Here is a 22,487-nt window from a genome sequence, read left to right as displayed (position 1 = left end):
GCTCCATGTATGTCCGTCACTGGACAGGTAAAGCAGGCCTTCAGCTAAGCCGAAGACCTGGATTCAATGCGATGTGCTTGTACTCAATGAAATCATCCAGAGCAGCAACACCATTAAGGCGGCCTTGACCTGACTGCTTGAAACCGCCCTCTTCTATTTCGTCATAAACAACGGCCCAGTCATTGATCCAAACAGTGCCTGCGTCTACCGCACGAGCTACACGTAGAGAGCGATCAACATCTCGGGTCCAGATACTGGCTGCCAAGCCATATTCACTGTTATTTGCCAGCTCAACAGCCTCTGCCTCCGTATCGAACACTTGCAATGTCAAGACAGGCCCAAATGTTTCACGCTGAACAATCGACAGATTCGGATCAGTGATTTGCAACAGCGTTGGTTTGTAGAAAGCGCCTTTGGCCAGAGGCCCTTCAGTAACCGGACCACCTCGCAGCAAAACCTTGGCGCCTGATGCGATAGCTTCTTCAACCACCCGGTTAACCCGCTCGACATTCGGCTTATCTAGCAACGGCCCCATATCACTGGCATCATCCGCCGCCGGCCCTACACGGACTGCCCGCAAGCGCGCAGTCAGGCGTTCTGCAACGACATCCGCAACCTCACGCTGCACCAGCAATCGGGAACCAGTCATGCAAAACTGGCCTGCGAAAACCGTTAGGGCCTTTTCAAGACAGGGGACAGCTGCATCAATGTCGGCATCAGCAAAAACAACCATTGGCGTTTTGCCGCCCAACTCAAGCCCAAAGCGCTTCAGATGCTGGGCACCAGCCGCAGCAATTGCGCGCCCTGTTGCCGTACTTCCGGTAAAGCTGATGGTCGGTACGTCGGGGGATTCCACTAGAAATTTCGAACCCGCCGAGCCGTACTCACTGAAGATGTTGACGACACCTATCGGCAACAAAGCGACTTCGGAAATGATCCTAGCGACTAAGTTAGTGATTTGCGCACTTTGCCCCGGCATTTTGACGACCGCAGTGCAACCAGCAGCCAAAGCAGGCGCCAGCGAGCGGACCATAAGTACAATTGGGGAATTCCACGGGACGATAATGCCTGCAACGCCCAGAGGCTGACGCAACACCAATGAGATCTTACCTGGCTTAGGCTCAGCAACCCTGCCATATTCAGTACGTGTCAACGCCGCGTAGTAGCGAAGCTTTGACGGCACCATAGTGACCTCAAAAGCGGCTTCGCCTTTAATCTTTCCATTCTCTAAAGTGAGAATATCGATCAGGGCCTGGGTGTTTCTTTCAAAGGCATCCGCAAGATCCAGCAACACCTTTGAGCGCAAGGGCGCATCATCTTTCCACGGGGATTGCTCAAATGCCCGCCGAGCTGCAGCCACACCACGCTCAGCCTCAGCAACTCCTCCTTCAGCGTAGATACCGATGATGTTGTATGTCGCAGGATCGATCGACTCTCGATGATTACCGGAGTCAACCCACTCCCCACCAATCCAGTTCAGCGCAATTGCTTGATTCATACTCGACAACTCCCTGTCTTCAGGCGTAAAGACCTGCAATTTTTTCCGCAATAGCGATTACGGTAATGTTGGTGGCCACTGACGGCACATCCGGGAGGATCGAGGCATCCACCACGCGCAAACCTTGCACACCCAAAACTCGGCCCTGGAGATCAACAACGGCGTGTTTGTCACCTGGCCTGGCCATCGGAGCCGTTGAGGTTGGATGGTGATAGGTATCAAGCGTCGCTCTTGCACTTGCGAGTAGCTCCTCATCTGATGACGTACCCTTTCCCGGGTTCAGCTCGGAATCAATCAAGCCGCCAAGCGGTCTAGTGGCACCGATCTTTCGTGCTAAACGGATCCCCTCGAGCAAGCGCTCCCTGTCCTTCTCTTCGCCCAAAAAGTTCAGGTCAATCCTGGGTGCGCTATAGGGATCACTGTCAGCCAGAGTCACTTTGCCCCGTGACAGTGGACGAGTCAGTGCCACGGCTAAAACGAATCCCACCTTTGTAGGACTCTGTTCATGGGGGAACAGATGCGTGGCGGTAATGTGGATGTCTAAATCACCATTCTCTGCGCTGCTGCTGTGCGTCCAGAGCTTTGCGCCAATTACCGGAGACTGAGAGCCGATTTTGTCCGGTCGTGCCGCATAGGCGTTGTAATAAAACGGATGGTCCTGAAGGCGCTGCCCAACAGGCAGATCAGCCACAAGCGGAATGTTCAAATTATTAAGATCGTTTTTGGGTCCAATACCGGAACGCAAAAGAACTGATGCACTACCGTAGCTACCCGCCGACAGAATCACCTCATTAGCAAGAATCTTCTCGCCATTGGCCATCTGCACACCGACTGCACGCTGATCGCTGAACAAGACTTTATTGACCAACGAGTCCGGGCGAATTTGCAGATTGGGTCGTGCCCGGACTGCATCCGTCAGGTAGGCTATCCCCGTATTAACGCGAACGCCTTTGACTATATTCATCGGATACGGCGCCACACCATTGGCATCGATACCATCAAAATCAGCTACAACCTTGTAGCCGCTGGTGACGGTGGCATCTATAAAAGCCCGCTGCATGGGTGTGACTTCGTCGCGAGACAACTGATGTACCGGCAGAGGCCCATCGTGACCATGCAGCTCACTTTGACCGCCGCTGTGACTTTCGAGTTTTTTGAAGTACGGGAGAACCTCTTCATAACTCCAGCCCGGCAAATTCCAGCGTTTAAAGTCACTCGGACGCGAACGTATCGCCACCGCTCCATTGATAGCCGAACTCCCACCAATGACCTTACCGCGAAGCGCCCCGATGGGATGATCTATGTAACCGGCTAGACTCTTGTAACCCCACTCGAACTCAGGATTGCCATTAGCGCCAACGATATCGCTACTGGCCAAAATCCGCGGATAGCCCGCTGGCTTGAAACTATGCCCTGCTTCAAGCAACAGCACACGGCGTTTGGGGTTTTCACTCAAACGTCGCGCCAATACGGCTCCTGCGGAGCCTGCACCAACAATAATGACGTCCACAGCAGCCTGATCCGGCTCATTAATTTTCTCACGTGGAGAATGCTGTGCTGCATGAGACAAATGGCTGCCTACCGCTAGGGTTGCAACAGCAGCCACTCCACTGGCTAGAACCGTGCGGCGAGTCAAATCATTGCCAGAATTACGTTTATTGCCGTCCATATCTGTCTCCCTGTCAGCTGCTAATGAAGCAGCACATGAGAAACATGCTAACCGCCCAATGATTTATTGTTCAGTCACTAAAAACGGCTGGTAACCTTCGAAAAATCAGGAGCATTGACGGAGTTGTGAAAGTTCTGATATCGGTTTTTTTGCCCTTATAAATAGCCAGTAAATGCTCAGAAACTGGATAGCGTTACGCAGCCTATCAAGCTGATATCTAAGCAAATCTACAATTCGCTCTTAACCACTATCAGCCACTCAAGGCAGGTCAATCCTTGTGCTAACACGTCACAGGAACGGTGACAGCACTAAGTCAGGCACGGAGTTAGGGCAATACGATTGCAGTAAATACTTATCGCACCATATAAAAACCATATGCATTGGACTCAACTACTTAGCCTTGAGTCCTCAGGCATGTGAAACGCCGAGGCAAAACGCTCTGCCAGTGCGGCAATTGTAAGACTCGGATTAACGCCCACATTAGCGGCTATCGCACTGCCATCCACCACATACAACCCCGGACAGCCGAATACCTCGTGATATTTATCGACAACGCCTTCACTCGGACTATCAGCCATCACAGCACCACCTAATAGGTGGGCAGTTACTGAGAGGTTGCCTACGCTCTCAAGCAAAACGTTTTGTGGCTGACCGCCACTGACTTCGGCAAAAACTCTCGCCGCCTTGTTAGCCTGAGAAAGATAAGATGGTGCTCGCTGACCAGCTGCCAATCTGGACTTAAGCGCTCGTCGCCCCCCGCGCAAAACGCTGCGACCATATGCGAAGCTCAGTTGATTATCTGCCTGCTGCATAACCGTAAGCACCGACGCCCGCCGATGCCAGTCTTTGGTACGCCATGAGCGTGTAGAACGTAGCGGATGTATCAGCAGCTCAGCCACTACCTTCAATCTACGCTTCCACGGCTGAACGCCATCAACCAGTGGCCCCATATAAAAACGCATAAAGTTGTAACTGCTTGGAAAGCGGTTTTGCGTGATATGGGTCTGCGCGTCCGCATGAAAATGAGTTGAAATGGTAGTGCCTTCAGTGACATCGATACGGCGATCATCCGCAAGAATACTGACCACAGCTTCACTGTTAGTACGCACATGTGAGCCGAGAGCCGGTGATATGTTTGGCAGTGTGCGGTAATGGTCACGTGAGGCAAACAGGATTTCCAGCGTCCCAATCACACCTGCGGCGAGTACCACGCGGCGAGCCGACAGTGCGACTTGAGCCTGTCGCTTCCAAGGGTGATTACGTATGACACGGTACCCCGCCCCAAGAGGTTCGATATGACTGACACGCGACTGCTCAATAACTTCTACGCCCAACTGCTCAGCCAAATACAGATAGTTTTTATCCAGACTGTTTTTTGCCCCCTGAGAACAGCCAGTAATGCACTGCCCACATAGGTTGCAGCCTTTGCGCAAAGGTCCCTTCCCTGAAAAAAATGGATCGACTGAAACTTCGGCACCTCCAAAATAAATGCCCTGAGGTACTGAGCCGAACGTGTTTGCAACGCCCATTTTTTTCAGCAGTTTGCTGCAACCACTGATCCTGAATACCTCGGTATGGGTTAGTGGCAACGCCCAACATTCGACGCGCTGTCGCATAGTGCGGCGCTAGCTCTGCGGCCCAATCTTCACTTAAATCGCACCAGGCTGGGTCTTGATAGAAGCGCTCCCCGGGCTCCAGTAATACAGCGGCGTAAACCAAGCTGCCGCCACCCACACCAATGCCACGTACCACGCCCATATGCTGATAGACATCTTGAGCAAGAAAGCCGGTGCGACCGAGTGATGGCATCCAAGTCAGTGCATTAGCGTCCTGCCCTGCGCGGGCCATATCCTGTTCAGTAACACGCCGTCCTTGTTCGATCACCGCAACCCGCAGTCCCTGCTCAGCAAGGCGTAATGCGCTGACACTGCCGCCGAATCCTGAGCCGATCACAATCACGTCATAGTCGAAGCTCATGTTTCAGCACTCGCGTTGCAAAACGAATGGCAGCGCCAGACAGCGTAGCAACGGTAAGTCCACTACCGTCATGGCCAACCAGGTGTCGTCATCAAGCACCCTAAGCTCATCTCGAATCCAACGCCATGGAGGCGGTGCATCAGCCCCGTAGTTCAGCGCAACACCTCGTCGACCATCGACAGATGAAACACCTTCTTGGCACCCCATGCGTAACTTGTCTACCAACTCATCGCCCTTCTTCAGGACATTGGTTGCCGTTGACTCATCAATAAATCGCTTACCTTGCCACCCAGGCAAACCGCCCAGTACAAGTCCCGGTCCGGCACTGATTCGCAACCACCACGGACCTATAAAACGCGCCCTAAAGAACCCCCGCCGGGCGCAAGCTGGTACGGGCTCCAGCTTGCAGAAAACGCACTTTATTTCACTGAGCGATGCGGTAGACAAACCCTCGAGTGTCATTGCCTTACTCCAGTTAATGGACTCAGTGGGACAGTGCGGTTTTGTTACCAACTCGCATCATCTAAAGGCACCAGCAAACCGTCGTGTTGACTGGGTATATAGCCTGATGAACCTCACACCGGGGGTAAAGCCCAAAGTAGCGCGCGGAACTTGTACCGTGCTGATGATGACGACTGGATAGATGTTGACCTGCCACACTAGGTGCCATGGGCACACCACAATTGATTATTTGGCCGAACTGTAAATGCATCTTTTAAAGTAAAACAATCGTCCAAACAAAATGCCTTTTAGTTAGTCCGAACAGGCACTAGAAATAAAAAAGCGCGCGTACCGAATGTCGATACGCGCGCCTTTCAAATCACTCGGGTTTGATCAGAGAATATAGTCAGTGCTGATAAAGACTGACTCACGATTCAAGATGATATCGTTCAACAGTGCCTTGCTCTCTGCAGTGCCGCGACTTGCTACCAAAGTGCGGATCGAGAACACCCTCAGCGCATCGTGTACAGATAGCGTTCCTTCTGCCGAGTTTTTACGCCCGTTGAACGGATAGCTGTCCGGGCCACGCTGGCACTGCGCGTTGATGTTGATACGACCGACCTGATTGACAAAAGCATCCACTAGGCGCCCCACCTCTGCTGAGTTATTTCCAAAAATACTCAGTTGCTGGCCATAGTCAGACTCCTGCACATAGTCGATGACTTCCTGCACATCACGATAAGGCACAACAGGCACCAATGGGCCGAATTGTTCTTCGTGATAAATGCGCATGTCAGGCGACACAGGGCTTAACACCGCCGGATAGAAGAAGCTGTGACGGCTCTCTCCACCACCTGGGTTGACCACCTTCGCGCCTTTACTGACCGCATCATCAAGCAGGCCGTTGAGGTAATCGACTTTGCCCGGCTCCGGCAAGGGCGTTAGCGCTGCGGAAGCATCCCAAGGCATACCCGGTTTGAGTGTTGCTAGCTTGGCAGTGAACTTGTCCAGGAAACTGCCCAATACATTTTCATGCACGAACAGAATCTTCAAAGCCGTACAGCGCTGCCCATTGAATGACAAAGCACCAGTAATGGCTTCATTCACGGCATTATCCAGATCGACTTCTGGCAACACGATGCCAGGGTTTTTTGCATCCAGTCCCAACGCAGCGCGGAGACGGTGCGGACGCGGGTGTAGGCGCTTAAGATCACTGGCGCCTTTATGTGTACCGATAAAGGCAAACACATCAATTTTTCCACTGGCCATCAGTGCGCTGACAGTTTCGCGGCCACGGCCGTAAATCACATTGATCACGCCCGGCGGGAAGCTATCCCTGAAAGCCTCAAGCAGCGGACGAATCAGCAACACACCGAACTTCGCCGGCTTAAACACCACGGTATTACCCATGATCAAGGCCGGGATCAGCGTAGTAAACGTTTCGTTCAGCGGGTAGTTATAGGGCCCCATGCACAGCGCTACACCCAGCGGCACCCGGCGAATCTGGCCGATGGTGCCCTGCACCTGCTCAAAGCGGCTGGACTTGCGGTCCAATTCTTTGAGCGACTCAATAGTGTCGACGATGTAATCGCAGGTACGGTCGAACTCTTTTTCAGAGTCCTTTAGGTTTTTACCGATCTCCCACATCAGCAGGCGAACAACCGTCTCACGCTGCTCACGCATCTTTGCCAGAAAGGTTTCGACATGCTGAATACGCTCTGCCACACGCAGGTTTGGCCAAAGCCCCTGACCGTGATCGTAGGCTTTGACCGCGGCATCCAGCGCTACCATCGCAGCATCCGCATCCAGCAGAGGCGTACTGCCCAGCACCACCTGTTGATCATGCGCCTCATCCGCCAGATACACAGGGCTATATACGGTGGCAAGAGCTCCCTCCCAGCGTAGCAACTCGCCATTGACCAGATATTCACGCTGCTCGACGGGCTCTCCCAGCCGATACTGTTCGGGGATATCTTCAGCTCGTGGAAAAAGCGTATCCAGTTGGCTCGTGCTCATGTATTCACCTGTCCCTGTCTAAAAACTGAGCTGCTAAACGATAGGCTCAGCAGCCTGAAACCACTCACGGTTACCCGAACAGCTGCAAAGCCTCTTCAGTCGCTGTACGAATTCGCGCCCACTCACTGTTACGAATCCAGTCGCGGTTAATCATCCAGGTTCCGCCCACACACATCACATTGTTCTGTGCGGTGTACTGCTTGAGGTTCTCTGGCGTGACGCCACCTGTTGGGCAAAAACGTACATTACCGAAGGGGCCACCCAACGCTTTCAGTGCAGCTACACCGCCTGCCAGCTCAGCCGGAAATAGCTTGAAACGACGATAGCCAAGGGCATATCCAATCATAATCTCGGAGGCTGAACTGACGCCCGGCAGCAGCGGCAGCGGGCTGTACACGCCAGCTCGAAGAAGCTCACTGGTACTGCCTGGCGTGACGATAAATTGCGCGCCGGCTGCTTCTGCTTCGGCCAACATGCGCTCGTCCAACACCGTGCCAGCACCCACGCATAATTCCGGGCGCTGTTCACGCAATGTACGAATGGCAGTCAGCCCGTACGCAGATCGCAGGGTTATTTCTAACGTATCCAGCCCGCCTTCCGCCAATGCATCAGCCAGCGGCAAGATATCCTCTTCACGCTCAATGGTGATGACCGGCAGAATTCGCGCCCGTGCGCACAGGGCATCTATCAACTCAATTTTGTCGTCCATGCTAGGGACAGCGTCTTGCTTAGCGCGATGTTGAAAAACAGTATTCATTGTGGTGCTCCTTGTGCTCATGGGCACCAGTAGAGTTCGAGGGGGGCAGCTAAAAAGGCGCGTATTGGCATCCTTGCCACATCGGTATCAGCCAGCGCCTCACGCAGGGTGTCGGTTTTTGACTTGCCTTGCAGAAGCAGAAAGGTCTTTCGAGCATTGCTCAGAACGGGCAACGTCAACGTCAGGCGCTGACGTGGAACAGTTGGCGCCTGCATAGGCAGACAGCGGCTCTGGCCATCAGCCGTCAGTGCCAAATCAAGATTGATCGAACCGGGAAACAACGAGGCCGTGTGGCCATCCTCCCCCATGCCCAGCACCATTGCATCAATGGGCTGCGGCAGTTCAGCCAGTGCCTCATTGCTGCGCAGGGCTGCGGCTTCAAGCGTTTGTGCTGCTTGGTACAGACCAATAAAGCGCGCCTTGGCAGCCGCGCCCTGTAGCAGATGCGCCCGTACGAGCCCCTCGTTGCTGTCCGCATGGCCGATCGGCACCCAGCGCTCATCCGCAAGGCTTACCACTACACGACTCCAATCCAACTCCTGGCGCGCGAGGTGTCTGAAGAAACTCAGTGGCGAGCGGCCACCGGATACAACCAAGGTTGCAACGCCCTTCTCGACAATCGCACCGCGTAGTGTTTCTGCTACCTGAGCGGCCAATTCAACCGCCTGTTTTTCGGCATTTGTGAAGGTATGCACCTGCACATGCTCAGGAAATTTGAGATTAGTAATCGCCATACCAGTCCTTGCCATCACGAGATATCAAACCAATCGAAGCCAACGGCCCCCACGTTCCAGCTGCGTAGGGTTTGGGCGCTGCTCCCTGTCGTCGCCAGCCGGCAATCAATTGATCACACCACTGCCACGCGTATTCAATTTCATCTTTACGCACAAACAAGTTTTGGTTGCCTTTCATAACTTCCAGCAACAAACGCTCATACGCATCCGGCACGCGTGAGTTACGGAACGTGTCCGAAAAGTCCAATTGCAATGGACCGCTACGCAGCTGCATGCCTTTATCCAGCCCCTGCTCCTTAGTCATCACATGCAAGGTGATACCTTCGTCAGGCTGTAAGCGGATGACCAGACGATTGCTGATCAAAGGCCGCTGCTCCGGGGCAAAAATATGGTGCGCCGGGTCCTTAAACTGGATGACGATTTGCGAAACCTTTTGCGGCATACGCTTACCGGTACGCAGATAAAACGGTACACCCGCCCAACGCCAGTTGCGGATTTCCGCACGCAGCGCGACGAAGGTTTCAGTGTCACTTCTGGTGTTGCTGTTTTCTTCGTCGAGGTAACCCGGAACCGACCGACCATCAATGCTGCCGGCCACATATTGGCCACGCACGAGTTGCTGCCCGAGCTGCTCGCCACTAATAGGGGCCAAGGCCTTGAGTACTTTTACTTTCTCATTGCGGATGCTGTCTGCGGAAAGATCAGACGGAGGGTCCATCGCCACCAGACACAGCAGTTGCAGTAGGTGGTTCTGCACCATATCGCGCAGCTGCCCGGCCTGATCGAAATAGCCCCATCGCCCTTCAATGCCGACCTTTTCTGCAACCGTAATTTCCACATGCGAAATGTGGTTCTGATTCCATTGGGTTTCAAATAGGTTGTTGGCAAAGCGCAAGGCAATCAGGTTCTGCACCGTTTCTTTGCCCAGATAATGGTCGATGCGATAGACGCGTTCTTCCGGAAAATAACGCGCTACAGCCTCATTGACGGCCATCGAGGATTGAAGATCATGGCCAATAGGCTTTTCCAACACCACCCGTGTGCGCTCTGCGAGATTGACACTGGCCAGGCCTGCGCAAATACCTCCGTAAACCTTGGCTGGAGTAGCAAAGTAAGCAATAACAGAATCCACTTGCCCAACGCGTTCAGCCAAGGTGTGGTACGCCTCAGCATCCAGGAAGTCCATATACAGCCAATCTATACGGCTCAGAAACCGATCCAGAACAGGCTGCTCAAGCTCCTTTGCTGCGACATATTCATGCAACGCATTCGCCACCAGCGCACTAGGCTCAAGCCCCCCATCATCACGACCGAGTGAAATCACCCGGGTCTGAGCAGGTAGCAAACCAGCCCGATCCAGCTGAAACAGTGACGGGAACAACTTACGCAAGGCCAGATCACCAAAAGCACCAAAGATGGCGATCGTGCACGGCTCAACAGCATCAATGCTCATTTGTAGGCTTCCATAACATCGTGCGATATAAGTACACCCTGACCCTGATGTTTTCAAGACAAATGTAGTAATAAAACAACATTAATCTTAAAACCCAACATTCACCTCAGAGTTAACGGTAGTCGGACACCCAGCAGCCTTGTACGATAAGGCCAATTTTTCGCCTGCATGGAGCCCACATGAACCGACTCAGCAACCTGCTGGAAGACATCCAGTCTCGCGTCAGCGAACTTAATAAAGCCGAACGCAAGGTTGCAGAGGTCATCCTGCAAGCACCACATCAAGCGACCCGATACAGCATTGCCGCCCTCGCCCAGGCAGCCAAAGTCAGTGAACCAACAGTGAACCGCTTTTGCCGCTCTTTTGGTGTAGGCGGCTACCCAGAACTGAAGATGCAGCTGGCGCAGAGCCTGGCCAGCGGCGCGGCCTATGTTAGCCGGGCAGTCGAAGCTAACGACTCGCCCGAGGCCTATACGCAGAAAATTTTCGGCAGCACCATCAACTCGCTGGACAGCGCCCTCAAGCAGCTTGATCCACAGCTAATCAGCCAGGCTGTCGATCTGATCATTCAAGCCCGTCAGATCCATTTCTTTGGCCTCGGCGCCTCCGCCTCGGTTGCACTGGACGCACAACACAAGTTCTTCCGCTTCAATCTTGCCGTCAGCGCCCACTCCGATGTCCTCATGCAGCGCATGCTGGCCTCTGTGGCGCATACCGGCGATCTGTTCGTGATCATTTCCTATACCGGACGCACGCGTGAACTGGTTGAAATCGCCCGCATGGTTCGTCAGAACGGAGCATCCGTTCTGGGCATGACTGCAGCGGACTCTCCGCTGGCTCAAGCCTGCACCCTGAGTTTGAATATTCCGTTACCGGAAGACACCGACATCTACATGCCCATGACGTCACGTATCGTCCAACTAACCGTGCTGGATGTGCTCGCAACCGGTGTCACCTTGCGCCGAGGCCCTGACTTTCAGCCTCATCTGCGCAAGATCAAGGAAAGCCTGAACGCGTCACGCTACCCCCTCGAGGACTAGCGGCGCGTTCAGACAAACAACTTAGAAAGACGACTGAATTTTCAGGCCAGCAACCACGGCGTTATCCACTTGGTCAACGCCACCTGGGCTCTTGATGTATTGCACGTTAGGACGCACGGTCAGCCAGTTAGTTACGTGAATGCCGTAATACAACTCGGCGTTGTATTCACTGCGCTGTATTGGCAAGTAGGCCGGGTTCTCATAGTCAGAAATGCCATTTGCGGTATTGATCTGCTCAGCACGTTTTTTTACATCGTCATTGACGTGAATCCGGGCGACAGCCAGGCCGATGTCATCTTTAGGTCGGGCATTGAACGCGCCTTTGTAGACCATGCCGACCTGCTGATAGTTATCGACTACGTTGGTTGCTTGATCGTGCACCGTAAAGTTGGCGAACAGGCTCAAACCGCGACTGCTATCGCCTTCATGCGCAGTCACCTGCTGCTGCGCCACTACCCACCAGCCATGCTTACTGGAGCGTGACTTAAAGTCATTTCCAGTGATGCCCTGAGGCCGGCCGTTTACATCGTCGTAAACATCATCCGCTTTGGCATTGCTGTAGTAATAACCCAGTCGGTATTCCCCTGGCAGATCATTGACCTTAGGGGACCAGACCATCTCAACCGGAATAATCGCCCCTTTAGTACCGCTGCCACTGAGTTTGAAGCCATTTCCTGTTTCAAGATTGGAAGGGTTCTGTTCGTACGCGCCGACCTGCACAAAGAACTCAGGCGTAATGTTGTACTTGACCCGCAACGCCCACTGGCTAACCGGCCAGTTGTACCAAACACCCCCCACCCAGTTACCAACCTGTGAGCCGCAGAATGCCAAGTTCTGGAAGTCACAGGGGAAACTGTTGAAGTCTTCTCCTTCGCCAAACTGACCAAACTTGATGTCCAGCGCGCCATCAAAGTATTTCTGTTTGACCCACATCTGAGTCAGGCGCCACGTTTGGCCACGGCCCCAAACCTCCTGAGCCGAGCTGAGCTGCCCAGTGCGTGGATCAGCAATGCGATCATTGGATAGATTGCGACCACTGCGCTCGGTGATAGCCAGTTTGAACTCAGCATCCTGCCAGCCGAGAATTTTCTCCAAATCCAAATGCATACCCAGCGCGAATTGGTCACTATAACGGGCCGTTTTATCGTCGTTGTAACCTCCATGCAGATTGCCAGCGACTTCACCCACATAATCCACGGTGAAGTCATAGCCCTTCTCCAGTAACTCGGTGCGCAATCCGCCCCAGTCACCCGTCATCCATTTCGACTCCGAAGAAAAAGCCTCAGCAGCCAGCACAGAACCACTGCATGCAATGGCTAACAGGGTCAGCGCCCCTTTAGCCAGCACACGATTACGACATTCCATATCTTCACATCCTCTTGTTGTCATTGTTTCTGTTAAAGATTCGGTTTAAACGGCCTAGCTATTCGCCTGCAGCACGAATGGTCGAGCATCCGCCTGTTGGGCAGCTGCAGCCGACGGCTCAAGCATGCGCAGTCGCTCGCCCGTCGCAGCGTTAAACAGCAACAAACGTGACGGATCGAATTGCAAATTGAGAATTTCTCCCGGCGCCGGGACCTGCTCCGGTGCTAGACGACAACACACATGTGCGCCGTTGAGTGTGACGAAAGCCAAGGTGTCCGGCCCGGTGGGCTCGGTAACAGAGACAGCCGCAGTAAGCCCCGGCAGTGCAGCATCAATGCCAGTACGAATCTGTTCCGGCCGCACCCCTAACAGCACGCCAGCCCCTTGCATAGCAGCCTGCCACTGGCCAAGCACCAGCTCACAACGGCCCTGCTCCGACTCCAGAATTCCAACCGCCAGACCATCCTTCTGCTGTACCGGCAACGGGATAAAGTTCATTGGCGGAGAGCCGATAAAACTGGCCACGAACTGATTGGCCGGGTCGTTATAAATCTGTTGCGGTGTGCCGAACTGCTGGATGATGCCGTCCTTCATGACTGCGACCTTATCGCCCAGCGTCATGGCTTCAATCTGGTCGTGGGTGACATACACCGTGGTCGTTTTCAGACGCTGATGCATCAGCTTGATCTCGGTGCGCATTTCCACCCGCAACTTGGCGTCAAGGTTTGAGAGCGGCTCATCAAACAGATAAATCTTTGGTCGCCGCGCCAAGGCCCGCCCCATCGCTACACGCTGCTGCTGCCCACCTGACAATTGCCCAGGCTTGCGCGTCAGTAGGTGCTCGATTTGCAGGAGCTTGGAGACCCGGTCCACTTCAGCATTAATGGTTTCAGCCGGTAGCTTGCGGATTTTCAAACCGAAGGCGATGTTCTCCCGAACGGTCATAGTCGGGTACAGCGCATAGGACTGAAACACCATGGCGATGTCCCGTTCCTTAGGCGACTGTTTGCTGATATCCACGCCATCAACCAGGATCGAGCCACCAGTGATAGTCTCCAACCCAGCAATGCAGTTCATCAGGGTCGACTTACCGCAGCCGGAGGGCCCGACCAGAATCAGAAACTCACCGGAGTCAATCGATAACTCGATGCTCTTGAGGGTATCCGCCAGCCCTTCACCATACGATTTGTGTACGTTACGCAGTTCCAGGGTTGCCATTGCATCTCTCCACGTTTGTTCGCGTTACCAACCACCGCAATCAGAGCCTCAGCCCTTCACGGCGCCTGCTGTAAGTCCGCGCAGGAAGTACTTGCCCGCGAACACATAAACCAACAAAGTCGGCAGACCGGCGATCATCGCCGCAGCCATATCGACGTTGTATTCCTTAACCCCAGTGCTGGTGTTCACCAGGTTGTTCAGCGCAACCGTGATGGGCTGAGTGTCACCGCTGGCGAACACCACACCGAACAGAAAGTCATTCCAAATTTGGGTGAACTGCCAGATCAGGCAGACCATGATGGTCGGGACTGACATCGGTAGCAGGATGCGCCCAAAGATGGTGAAGAAGCCCGCACCATCCAGCCGCGCCGCCCGCACCAGCGCATCCGGCACACTCACGTAGAAGTTACGGAAGAACAGTGTGGTGAACGCCAAGCCGTAGACCACATGCACCAGCACAAGGCCCGATGTGGTATTGGCCAATCCCAGCTTGCCAAGGGTGAACGAGGCAGGCAGCAACACCACCTGAAACGGCAGGAAGCAACCAAACAACAGCATGCCGAAGAACAGCTGGGAGCCCCTGAAGCGCCACATCGACAGCACATAACCGTTGAGTGCGCCCAGTGCCGTGGAAATCAGCACCGCAGGAATGGCGATCTTCACCGAGTTCCAGAAATAGCCGCCCACAACATCCCAGGCTTTGACCCAACCTATCAGCGTGAAAACATCCGGCAGGCTGAGCAGGTTGCCGGTGCGGATCGCATCAGGGGTCTTGAAGCTGGTGAGCAGCATCACCAACAGCGGCACCAGATACACCGCGCAAGCCAGCAACAGCAGCGTGTAAATCACTACGCGATTGAGGGACTTAGTCATGACGTTTGTTCCTCAGCTCCGAATACAGATACGGCACAATCACCGCCAGCACTGCCCCCAGCATCAGCATCGCGCTGGCTGCACCGAGGCCCATCTGGCCACGGGTAAAGGTGTGGGCGTACATGAACATTGCTGGCAGATCCGATGCATAGCCCGGACCGCCCGCAGTCATCGCCGCGACCAGATCGAAGCTCTTGATTGCAATGTGGGCGAGAATCATCAGCGCACTGAAAAAAACCGGACGCAGACTCGGCAGAACAATGCGCAGGTAGATAGTTGCTGGGCTGGCGCCATCGACCTGAGCAGCGCGGATGATCGACTGATCGACACCCCGCAAACCTGCGAGAAATAGCGCCATAACAAAACCGGATGACTGCCAGACCGCCGCAATAACCAGGGTGTAAACCACCCGATCAGGATCGACGATCCAGTCAAAACGAAAACCGTCCCAACCCCAGTCACGCAGCAGCTTGTCCAATCCAAGGCCGGGATTGAGCAGCCATTTCCAGGCAGTACCGGTGACGATCATCGACAGCGCCATCGGATAGAGATAGATGGTGCGGATAAAGCCTTCACGACGAATCCGCTGATCCAGCAGTACCGCCAGCACCACACCGATAACCAGGCTGATCGCTATAAAAAGCCCACCAAACAGCAGCAGGTTCTTGCTCGCTACCCACCACCGATCGTTGTTCCACAAGCGCTCGTATTGCACCAGCCCAGCCCAGCTATAGGTCGGCATAAAACGAGAGTTGGTGAAGCTCAGAACAAACGTCCAGAGGATGTAGCCATAAAAACCTATCAGCACAACCAGCATGCTCGGCGCGAGAACCAGTTTTGGTAACCAGCGCTGAAGCACATCAAACGGCGAAGCTTTAGCAGCAAGCGCTCTCGACCCCATGGTTCACTCCCTGACACTCAGCCCGAAACCTGCGCACACACCTCCAAACACCTGCCCGGAGGCAGGTGCGGCGAGGTTTTCGGGAATTGGGCGGATCACCGCCAATACACAGCGCTACGACTGGCCTTAACAGCCACCCGGTTTACTGAACGGCCTGAACCGCCGCTGCCAATTGTTTGGCCGCTTTTTCCGGAGACATATCCGGGCTGTTGAAGAAGTTGGTTACCACATCAAACACCGCACCCTGCACATAGCTGGATGCGGCCATGTCATGGGACAGGCTCGGTTGCAGACCACCATCAGAGGCTGCCTGTTTGAAATCAGCCATGGACTGCTGAGCGCAACTGTCGAAGTTATCCATGCTCAAGTCCTGGCGTACTGGAATTGAGCCTTTGTTCTGGTTAAAGAACTCTTGGAACTTAGGCTCCATCATGGTGCGAGCCAGATCATCTTGAGCCTGCCGATTAGCTTCATTGCTCAGTTTGAACATCACCAACGAGTCCATGTTGTAGGCGAAACTACCTTGTGTTCCGGGGAACGGCACACACTGGTAATCCTTGCCTGCAATCTTGTTAGCAGCCGTCCACTCGCTCTTGGCCCAGTCGCCCATAATCTGCATGCCTGCCTTGCCGTTGATCAGCAAGCCTGTGGCAACGTTCCAGTCACGTCCGGCGGCATCAGGGTCTATGTAACTGCGTAGTTTGCGCAACGTGGCAAACGCCTCGACCATCTTCGGCCCGGACAGGGCAGACTGATCGAGCTCAACAAATGCCTTGTGGTATTCCTGCGGGCCGAGTATCGACAGCACAAAGTTTTCGAACACCGTGCCATCCTGCCAAGGTTGGCCACCGTGAGCGAAAGGAATAAATCCGGCAGCCTTGATTTTGTCAGCCGCAGCGAACAACTCATCCAGCGTAGTCGGCACTGCTGCACCGGCCTTCTTGAATACTTCCGGGTTGATCCACAGCCAGTTGACACGGTGCACATTCAGCGGCACCGCGACATAGTGGCCGTCGTATTTCACGACATGCGCAAGCTCTTCAGGCAGCAACTCATCCCACTTGCCCTCCTGGGCCACCGGAGTGAGGTCCGCGAGCAGTCCGAGCTGGCCCCACTCTTGAATGTTCGGGCCTTTGATCTGCGCAGCAGCAGGTGGATTACCGGAAACGGCGCGGGTCTTCAGCACGGTCATGGCAGCCTCACCACCACCTCCGGCTACGGCGAAGTCTTTCCAGACATGACCTTTTTCTTCAACGAGTTTTTGCAGGGTTTCTGCTGAGCGTTTTTCGCCACCGGATGTCCACCAGTGCAACACCTCAACCTCACCCGCGCTTGCAGTAAGAGGCAGTACAGAAACAAAAGACATGACTAAAGCCAGGCGTGAAATCGTGTGCATAGCGCTACCTTCTTGTTGTTATACAGCCGCAAGCTTGTGTGCTTGCCTGGTTATTGAGTCTATCCAGAAGGTTTTAAGGCTGAGTAACAAAGGGATGCCTGATTGTCACAGAACGGTTACAAAGCAAATCAGGTGCTTCTCCAGCGCGGCAACCATAGCGAGACTCGTAAGCCGCCTTCTCGCAGGTTCTGCAAGGTCACCTCACCGCCGTGGCTATGGGCCAAACTCCGTGCAATCCCCAGCCCAAGACCGTAGCCCTGCTGCCCTCCAGCAAGCCGGAAATGCGGCTCAAAGACTTGTTCCAGCTGCCGCTCAGGCACGCCAGGCCCTTCGTCATCCACATGCAGAACAAAGGCTTCGGCGCTGTCTTCAATAAGCAGATGGGCACGATTGCCGTACTTCAGCGCATTATCCAAAACATTCCCAATGCAACGCCGCAACGCCAATGCTTTACCAGCGTAGGTAGATTCCGCACGCCCCTGAAGGGTAACCCGCCCGTCAGCGAGGTAAGGCTCAACGAGACCATGCAGCAAATTGTTTAGGTCAATCTGCTCGATATTCTCGTGAATGTCGGTGTCTTTCACACACTGCAAGGCCCCTTTTACCAGAAGCTCTAGCTCATCTAGGTCGCGATTGAATTTGCTCCGAAGCAGCTCGTCATCAAGCAGCTCTGCCCGTAAACGCAACCGTGTGATGGGCGTACGCAAGTCGTGGGAAATAGCACTGAACAACTGGCTGCGCTCACCAAGATAACGACTGATACGCTGGCGCATGGTGTTGAAGGCTTTACCAACCTCTACCACCTCAGTACCACCTTCCTCAACCACCGCTTCAGTCGCGGAACCAAGTGACAACTCACGAGCAGCCTGAGCCAAGCGCTTAAGTGGCTGCGTCTGCCAACGTACCAGCAGCCCGATGAACAACAGCAAAAAACAGCTGGTAAAGGCGATAAATAACAGCTGATGCTCAGGCGTCTGTGCTTGGTCAATATTGGTATAGGGCTCTGGCAATAGTGAGGCCAAGTAAAGCCACTCATCCGGGCCGATGTGAATCTGCGTGACCAGTACCGGCGGGTTTAACGGCTCCAGTGTCAATGAGTAGTTGGCCCAAGACTTGGGCAACTCATCCAACTTCAAGCCACCATTAAAGACTCGCAAATCATCCGGTTTGACGAACTGCACTGAAAACTGCAAATCATTGCCCAAGCGCTCTTTAAGCACTTGTTCAATTTCGCTAAGAACCACCTGCGTCCGAGACGTCACGGGCAGCACCTGCATCGACAACGGTTGATTATTCAGTGAAACAAAGAACCGAGACCCGCCCATGCTGCGTAACTGCTCCAGCACCATCGGACGAAAGCCGAGGGGTAACGAGCGAAAGTATCTAACGCTTGCAGCGATTGAGAGTGCGAGGCTGCGAGCACTGCCTTGTAGCCCCTCCATTTGGCTGGTGCGAATCTGCGACACCCAGATCAGGCTCGATAAGCCTTGGGCCAGAAGCACTGCCAACAGCGTCAACAACAACATCCGCGCCAGCATTGAGCGCGGCACAGGCAACCAGCGCCTAAGCCCTGACATGGCGCTGTCTCGTCACATTAACCGCAAGCAGGTAGCCCGCACCGCGTACCGTACGTATAAGCCGTGGCGACTTACCGGTATCGCGCAGGCGCTGACGCAAGCGGCTGACGCCCATATCGACAATCCGCTCCAACGGCATTACATCGCGACCACGGGTCAGATTGGCGATAGTATCCCGATCCAGAATCTGCTGCGGATGATCCAGAAACAATTTGAGCAAGGCAAAGTCGGCTCCGGAAAGGATGACTTCATCGCCATCCTTGTGGAACAGGCGGTGGCTAACGGTATTGAGCCTCCACTCATCAAATACCAGCACTTCGTCGGCAGTGGGCTCTTCAGCAAAACCCGCACGGCGTAGCAATGCTTTGATACGCGCCTGCAGCTCACGGGGACTAAAAGGCTTGCCCAAGTAATCATCGGCCCCCAACTCAAGGCCTATGACCCGATCCACCTCGTCGGAGCTTGCCGTTAGCATAATGATGGGTACCCGGGAAAAGCTTTGATGCTGACGCACCCAGCGACACAAGCTAAAGCCATCCTCATCGGGCAGCATTACATCGAGAATAACCAGATCAGCACCAGAGGCCTCCATTTCACTGCGAAATGAAGCGCCATCAGCAACCGCCAGCACAGGAAATCCCGCTTTGCTCAGATAGGCCTGAAGCAGATCACGGATTTCCTCGTCATCATCGACCAGCAGAATGGTTTTTCCATTTGCGCTCATGCTCGCTATCCCTGCTCACCATATTGGTATGCACGAGCGCAAATGCTCGCGCATTACTGCACCATCAAATCTGCGTCAAAGCTACACCAGCTCCGACCAACCCTGGGTATTTAGCTGTCACCAGCCAGACAGGAATGTCATCAAAATACCGACTCATACAGCCTTTTTCGGCAATGGCTGTGTTGAATCCACTGCTTTGGAAGAACTCAGCAAAGCGAGGAACAACACCACCGACAATGTAGACACCGCCACGGGCACCTACGGTCAGCACGTTATTACCAGCAACACGCCCTAACCAAACACAGAACTGATCCAGCACCTTTTCTGCAAGCGGGTCACCGGCGATCGCAGCAGAGGTTATCTCTGCCGGTGTCGTCAGCTCAAGGTCGACTCCCTCCACAGCACACACCGCACGGTAGAGATTTACCAAGCCAGCACCGCTCAGCACATCCTCAGCTCTGACATGCCCGAGAAGCGCTTTAAGCTGAAGCCACAGCTCTGCTTCCCAGGCCGTGGCCACCGGCAGGTCAACATGACCACCCTCACCGGGGATCACCATCCAGCGTCCATTTTCCAGCGGCTGCAAGGTGCTGACACCCAGGCCTGTTCCAGCCCCGATTACCACCGCTGGAGCGCTTGGTTCTGCGACACCGGTACGAATCTGGGCAAGCTCATCCGGCTCGACTTGGGTCATACCCAATGCCATAGCCGTAAAATCATTGATCAATAATAGGCGCTCGGTACCCAGCGCCGAGCTAAATGTACTGCGACTCAACACCCAGTGATTGTTGGTGAAACGAAAAGTGTCACCACTCACCGGCCCAGCCACCGCCAGGCAAACTGAACTGATGTCGCCAGGCAGTACATTACGACCAGCCAGGTATTGCAGCACTGCTTGTTCGGGTGTCGCGAAAGCCGAGGTCGATAACACCTGGACACCGCTCAGGTGACCATCCTGCCAAAGGCCAAAACGCGCATTTGTTCCACCGATATCTCCTACCAGCGCCAGTGTCACTTCAAGTTCTCCAGCGATGTAGTGAAGGCGCTAGCACCCTGCTCTGCTGAGCTTATTGCTGCACGCATAAAGCCAAACAATTCACGACCGCAACCAACCGCCTGCTCGCTCGGCGCAGGTTCCGCCGCTCGTTGCTCCAATTCGGTAGGATCAATCAGTAATTGCAGCGTGCCAGTGGTGCCGTCTACGCGGACCAGATCACCCTCCTGCACTTTAGCCAAAGGGCCACCATCACTAGCCTCTGGACACACGTGAATAGCAGCGGGAATTTTCCCGGACGCGCCAGACATACGCCCATCCGTCACCAGTGCCACCTTGAAGCCGCGATCCTGTAATACCGCCAAATAAGGTGTCATTTTGTGCAGCTCGGGCATCCCATTGAAGCGTGGCCCTTGAAAACGCATGACCGCAACGAAATCGCACTCTAACTGCCCAGCCTTAAAGGCATCCGCCAGTGCTTGCTGGTCATGAAATACCTTGGCTGGAGCCTCAACCACTTGATGCTCGGGCGCGACAGCGGAAACCTTCATCACCCCACGACCAAGGTTGCCGCTCATGAGACGCAATCCTCCCTCGTGGGAAAACGGCTCGGAAACAGGTCGCAGAATGTTCGGATCCAGGCTTTGCAGGCCACCTTCACGCCACACCAGCTGGCCATTTTCAAGAAATGGCTCTTGTGTGTATCGACGCAGGCCACGCCCCATCACGGTGTTCACATCCTCATGCAACAAGCCCGCGTCTAGCAGTTGACGCACCAGATAAGCCACGCCCCCGGCCGCATGAAAATGGTTTACGTCAGCTTTGCCATTGGGATAGACCTTGGCAAGGGTCGGCACCACCTCGGACAAATCCGCCATATCCTGCCAGGTCAGCTTGATCCCGGCCGCCATCGCAATGGCTGGCATATGCAGGGTATGGTTGGTCGAGCCGCCAGTCGCATGCAGTGCAACAATCGAGTTGATCAACACGCGCTCATCGAGCAACTCGCCCAACGGTAGGAAATTGCCTCCCTGCTTGGTCAGGCGCACCGCCTGCCGAGCAGACTCCTGCGTCAGCGCATCACGCAGCGGCGTGTTGGGGTTAACGAACGAGGAGCCAGGCAGGTGCAGCCCCATCATTTCCATCAACATCTGATTGGTATTAGCCGTGCCGTAAAAGGTGCAAGTGCCCGGTGCGTGATAGGCCTTCATCTCGGACTCAAGCAACTCATCACGCGTTGCTTTGCCTTCGGCATAGCGTTCACGCACATCAGCCTTTTCTTTGTTGGAGATGCCTGAAGGCATTGGCCCTGCTGGAATAAACAGCGCAGGCAGATGACCAAAGCGCAGGGCCCCCATCAGCAGGCCTGGGATGATCTTGTCGCACACGCCCAGGAATACAGCTGCATCAAACATATTGTGCGACAAGGCAACGGCCGTGGACATCGCAATCACTTCGCGACTGGCCAAGCCAATTTCCATCCCCGGCTCGCCCTGTGTCACGCCATCGCACATGGCGGGTACGCCACCGGCCACTTGTCCGACTGAGCCGATATCGCGCAATGCCTGACGAATTTGCTCCGGGTAAGTTTCATAGGGCTGATGGGCCGACAACATATCGTTGTAAGCTGTGACGATGGCGACGTTGGCAGAGTCCATCAAACGCAAGCGTTGCTTGTCACTGCCACCACACCCCGCCACACCGTGGGCGAAATTGGCGCACTGCAGTTTGCCCCGCGCCGGCCCCTCACTGGCCGCAGCCCTGATCATGCGGAGGTAGGCTGAACGGGTGTCCCTGCTGCGCTCGATCAAACGCTCAGTGACCTCAAGAATCCGTGGGTGCATGGTGGGCTCC

The 22,487-nt window shown here is 54.5% G+C and carries 18 protein-coding genes and 1 pseudogene; 1 reads left to right on the top strand and 18 read right to left on the bottom strand.

All coding sequences use genetic code 11. From position 1 onward, the window contains the following. Positions 1-40: 40 nt before the first annotated feature. The 9 genes and pseudogenes from WG219_09510 to zwf form a co-directional block, all read right to left on the bottom strand. Positions 41-1,498: an aldehyde dehydrogenase family protein gene (locus WG219_09510; GenBank protein ID WXL27669.1), complete on the bottom strand. Its 1,458-nt coding sequence runs from the start codon at positions 1,496-1,498 to the stop codon at positions 41-43. 19 nt (positions 1,499-1,517) lie between these two features. Then, positions 1,518-3,167: a GMC oxidoreductase gene (locus WG219_09505; protein ID WXL27668.1), complete on the bottom strand. Its 1,650-nt coding sequence runs from the start codon at positions 3,165-3,167 to the stop codon at positions 1,518-1,520. 386 nt (positions 3,168-3,553) lie between these two features. Continuing rightward, positions 3,554-4,696, bottom strand: a complete 1,143-nt coding sequence (locus tag WG219_09500; protein ID WXL27667.1) for a GMC oxidoreductase — start codon at positions 4,694-4,696, stop codon at positions 3,554-3,556. Positions 4,697-5,039: 343 nt separating this feature from the next. After that, a pseudogene (locus WG219_09495) lies at positions 5,040-5,144 on the bottom strand (FAD-dependent oxidoreductase). Positions 5,145-5,147: 3 nt separating this feature from the next. Beyond that, a complete protein-coding gene (locus WG219_09490; GenBank protein ID WXL27666.1) occupies positions 5,148-5,480 on the bottom strand; it encodes a hypothetical protein in 333 nt (110 codons plus the stop codon). 498 nt (positions 5,481-5,978) lie between these two features. Continuing rightward, the gene (locus WG219_09485) at positions 5,979-7,601 is read right to left on the bottom strand and encodes an NADP-dependent glyceraldehyde-3-phosphate dehydrogenase (GenBank protein WXL27665.1); all 1,623 of its coding nucleotides are present in this window, start codon (positions 7,599-7,601) and stop codon (positions 5,979-5,981) included. Positions 7,602-7,671: 70 nt separating this feature from the next. Beyond that, entirely contained in the window at positions 7,672-8,358 is a 687-nt protein-coding gene (locus WG219_09480) for a bifunctional 4-hydroxy-2-oxoglutarate aldolase/2-dehydro-3-deoxy-phosphogluconate aldolase (protein ID WXL27664.1), read from the bottom strand. Between the two features lie 17 nt (positions 8,359-8,375). After that, positions 8,376-9,092 carry a 6-phosphogluconolactonase gene (gene pgl, locus WG219_09475; GenBank protein WXL27663.1) on the bottom strand — a complete coding sequence of 239 codons (717 nt, stop codon included), beginning with the start codon at positions 9,090-9,092 and terminating at the stop codon, positions 8,376-8,378. Beyond that, on the bottom strand, positions 9,079-10,545 hold the full coding sequence (gene zwf / locus WG219_09470; protein WXL27662.1) for a glucose-6-phosphate dehydrogenase: 1,467 nt from the start codon (positions 10,543-10,545) through the stop codon (positions 9,079-9,081). Before zwf ends, pgl begins: the two co-directional genes overlap by 14 nt. Positions 10,546-10,724: 179 nt before the next feature. Between zwf and WG219_09465 the strand changes: the two genes are divergently transcribed. Further along, positions 10,725-11,585, top strand: coding sequence for a MurR/RpiR family transcriptional regulator (locus WG219_09465; protein WXL27661.1), 861 nt, complete (start codon positions 10,725-10,727; stop codon positions 11,583-11,585). 21 nt (positions 11,586-11,606) lie between these two features. On the opposite strand, the gene WG219_09460 is transcribed toward WG219_09465, so the two are convergent. The 9 genes from WG219_09460 to edd all read right to left on the bottom strand — a co-directional run bounded on the left by WG219_09460 (position 11,607) and on the right by edd (position 22,477). Then, positions 11,607-12,950: a carbohydrate porin gene (locus WG219_09460; GenBank protein ID WXL27660.1), complete on the bottom strand. Its 1,344-nt coding sequence runs from the start codon at positions 12,948-12,950 to the stop codon at positions 11,607-11,609. Between the two features lie 54 nt (positions 12,951-13,004). Continuing rightward, positions 13,005-14,168 carry an ABC transporter ATP-binding protein gene (locus tag WG219_09455; protein WXL27659.1) on the bottom strand — a complete coding sequence of 388 codons (1,164 nt, stop codon included), beginning with the start codon at positions 14,166-14,168 and terminating at the stop codon, positions 13,005-13,007. Positions 14,169-14,216: 48 nt separating this feature from the next. Beyond that, complete coding sequence (locus WG219_09450) at positions 14,217-15,041, bottom strand: carbohydrate ABC transporter permease (protein ID WXL27658.1); 825 nt, start codon at positions 15,039-15,041, stop codon at positions 14,217-14,219. Next, a complete protein-coding gene (locus tag WG219_09445) occupies positions 15,034-15,942 on the bottom strand; it encodes a sugar ABC transporter permease (protein WXL27657.1) in 909 nt (302 codons plus the stop codon). The genes WG219_09450 and WG219_09445 overlap by 8 nt, the downstream gene beginning before the upstream one ends. A gap of 142 nt (positions 15,943-16,084) precedes the next feature. Continuing rightward, the gene (locus tag WG219_09440; protein ID WXL27656.1) at positions 16,085-17,338 is read right to left on the bottom strand and encodes an ABC transporter substrate-binding protein; all 1,254 of its coding nucleotides are present in this window, start codon (positions 17,336-17,338) and stop codon (positions 16,085-16,087) included. A gap of 128 nt (positions 17,339-17,466) precedes the next feature. Next, positions 17,467-18,915 carry an ATP-binding protein gene (locus WG219_09435; GenBank protein ID WXL27655.1) on the bottom strand — a complete coding sequence of 483 codons (1,449 nt, stop codon included), beginning with the start codon at positions 18,913-18,915 and terminating at the stop codon, positions 17,467-17,469. After that, positions 18,902-19,639, bottom strand: a complete 738-nt coding sequence (locus WG219_09430) for a response regulator transcription factor (protein ID WXL27654.1) — start codon at positions 19,637-19,639, stop codon at positions 18,902-18,904. Before WG219_09430 ends, WG219_09435 begins: the two co-directional genes overlap by 14 nt. 64 nt (positions 19,640-19,703) lie before the next feature. Further along, on the bottom strand, positions 19,704-20,654 hold the full coding sequence (locus WG219_09425) for a glucokinase (GenBank protein WXL27653.1): 951 nt from the start codon (positions 20,652-20,654) through the stop codon (positions 19,704-19,706). Further along, positions 20,651-22,477, bottom strand: a complete 1,827-nt coding sequence (gene edd, locus WG219_09420; GenBank protein ID WXL27652.1) for a phosphogluconate dehydratase — start codon at positions 22,475-22,477, stop codon at positions 20,651-20,653. The genes WG219_09425 and edd overlap by 4 nt, the downstream gene beginning before the upstream one ends. Positions 22,478-22,487: the final 10 nt, after the last annotated feature.

The sequence above is a fragment of the Pseudomonas mendocina genome (assembly GCA_037482215.1).
GTDB classification, from domain to species: domain Bacteria; phylum Pseudomonadota; class Gammaproteobacteria; order Pseudomonadales; family Pseudomonadaceae; genus Aquipseudomonas; species Aquipseudomonas mendocina_E.
Note: the sequence above shows the minus strand (reverse complement) of the source record. Positions and strands in the feature narration are given on the sequence as shown.

Excerpts from the sequence above, each read along its gene's own strand:
- WG219_09480 (WXL27664.1), bottom strand. The coding sequence starts at position 8,358 with ATGAATACTGTTTTTCAACATCGCGCTAAGCAAGACGCTGTCCCTAGC.
- WG219_09440 (WXL27656.1), bottom strand. The coding sequence starts at position 17,338 with ATGCACACGATTTCACGCCTGGCTTTAGTCATGTCTTTTGTTTCTGTA.
- WG219_09450 (WXL27658.1), bottom strand. The coding sequence starts at position 15,041 with ATGACTAAGTCCCTCAATCGCGTAGTGATTTACACGCTGCTGTTGCTG.
- WG219_09455 (WXL27659.1), bottom strand. The coding sequence starts at position 14,168 with ATGGCAACCCTGGAACTGCGTAACGTACACAAATCGTATGGTGAAGGG.
- edd (WXL27652.1), bottom strand. The coding sequence starts at position 22,477 with ATGCACCCACGGATTCTTGAGGTCACTGAGCGTTTGATCGAGCGCAGC.
- WG219_09445 (WXL27657.1), bottom strand. The coding sequence starts at position 15,942 with ATGGGGTCGAGAGCGCTTGCTGCTAAAGCTTCGCCGTTTGATGTGCTT.
- WG219_09485 (WXL27665.1), bottom strand. The coding sequence starts at position 7,601 with ATGAGCACGAGCCAACTGGATACGCTTTTTCCACGAGCTGAAGATATC.
- WG219_09435 (WXL27655.1), bottom strand. The coding sequence starts at position 18,915 with ATGTCAGGGCTTAGGCGCTGGTTGCCTGTGCCGCGCTCAATGCTGGCG.
- zwf (WXL27662.1), bottom strand. The coding sequence starts at position 10,545 with ATGAGCATTGATGCTGTTGAGCCGTGCACGATCGCCATCTTTGGTGCT.
- WG219_09460 (WXL27660.1), bottom strand. The coding sequence starts at position 12,950 with ATGGAATGTCGTAATCGTGTGCTGGCTAAAGGGGCGCTGACCCTGTTA.
- WG219_09500 (WXL27667.1), bottom strand. The coding sequence starts at position 4,696 with ATGGGCGTTGCAAACACGTTCGGCTCAGTACCTCAGGGCATTTATTTT.
- WG219_09430 (WXL27654.1), bottom strand. The coding sequence starts at position 19,639 with ATGAGCGCAAATGGAAAAACCATTCTGCTGGTCGATGATGACGAGGAA.
- WG219_09510 (WXL27669.1), bottom strand. The coding sequence starts at position 1,498 with ATGAATCAAGCAATTGCGCTGAACTGGATTGGTGGGGAGTGGGTTGAC.
- pgl (WXL27663.1), bottom strand. The coding sequence starts at position 9,092 with ATGGCGATTACTAATCTCAAATTTCCTGAGCATGTGCAGGTGCATACC.
- WG219_09465 (WXL27661.1), top strand. The coding sequence starts at position 10,725 with ATGAACCGACTCAGCAACCTGCTGGAAGACATCCAGTCTCGCGTCAGC.
- WG219_09505 (WXL27668.1), bottom strand. The coding sequence starts at position 3,167 with ATGGACGGCAATAAACGTAATTCTGGCAATGATTTGACTCGCCGCACG.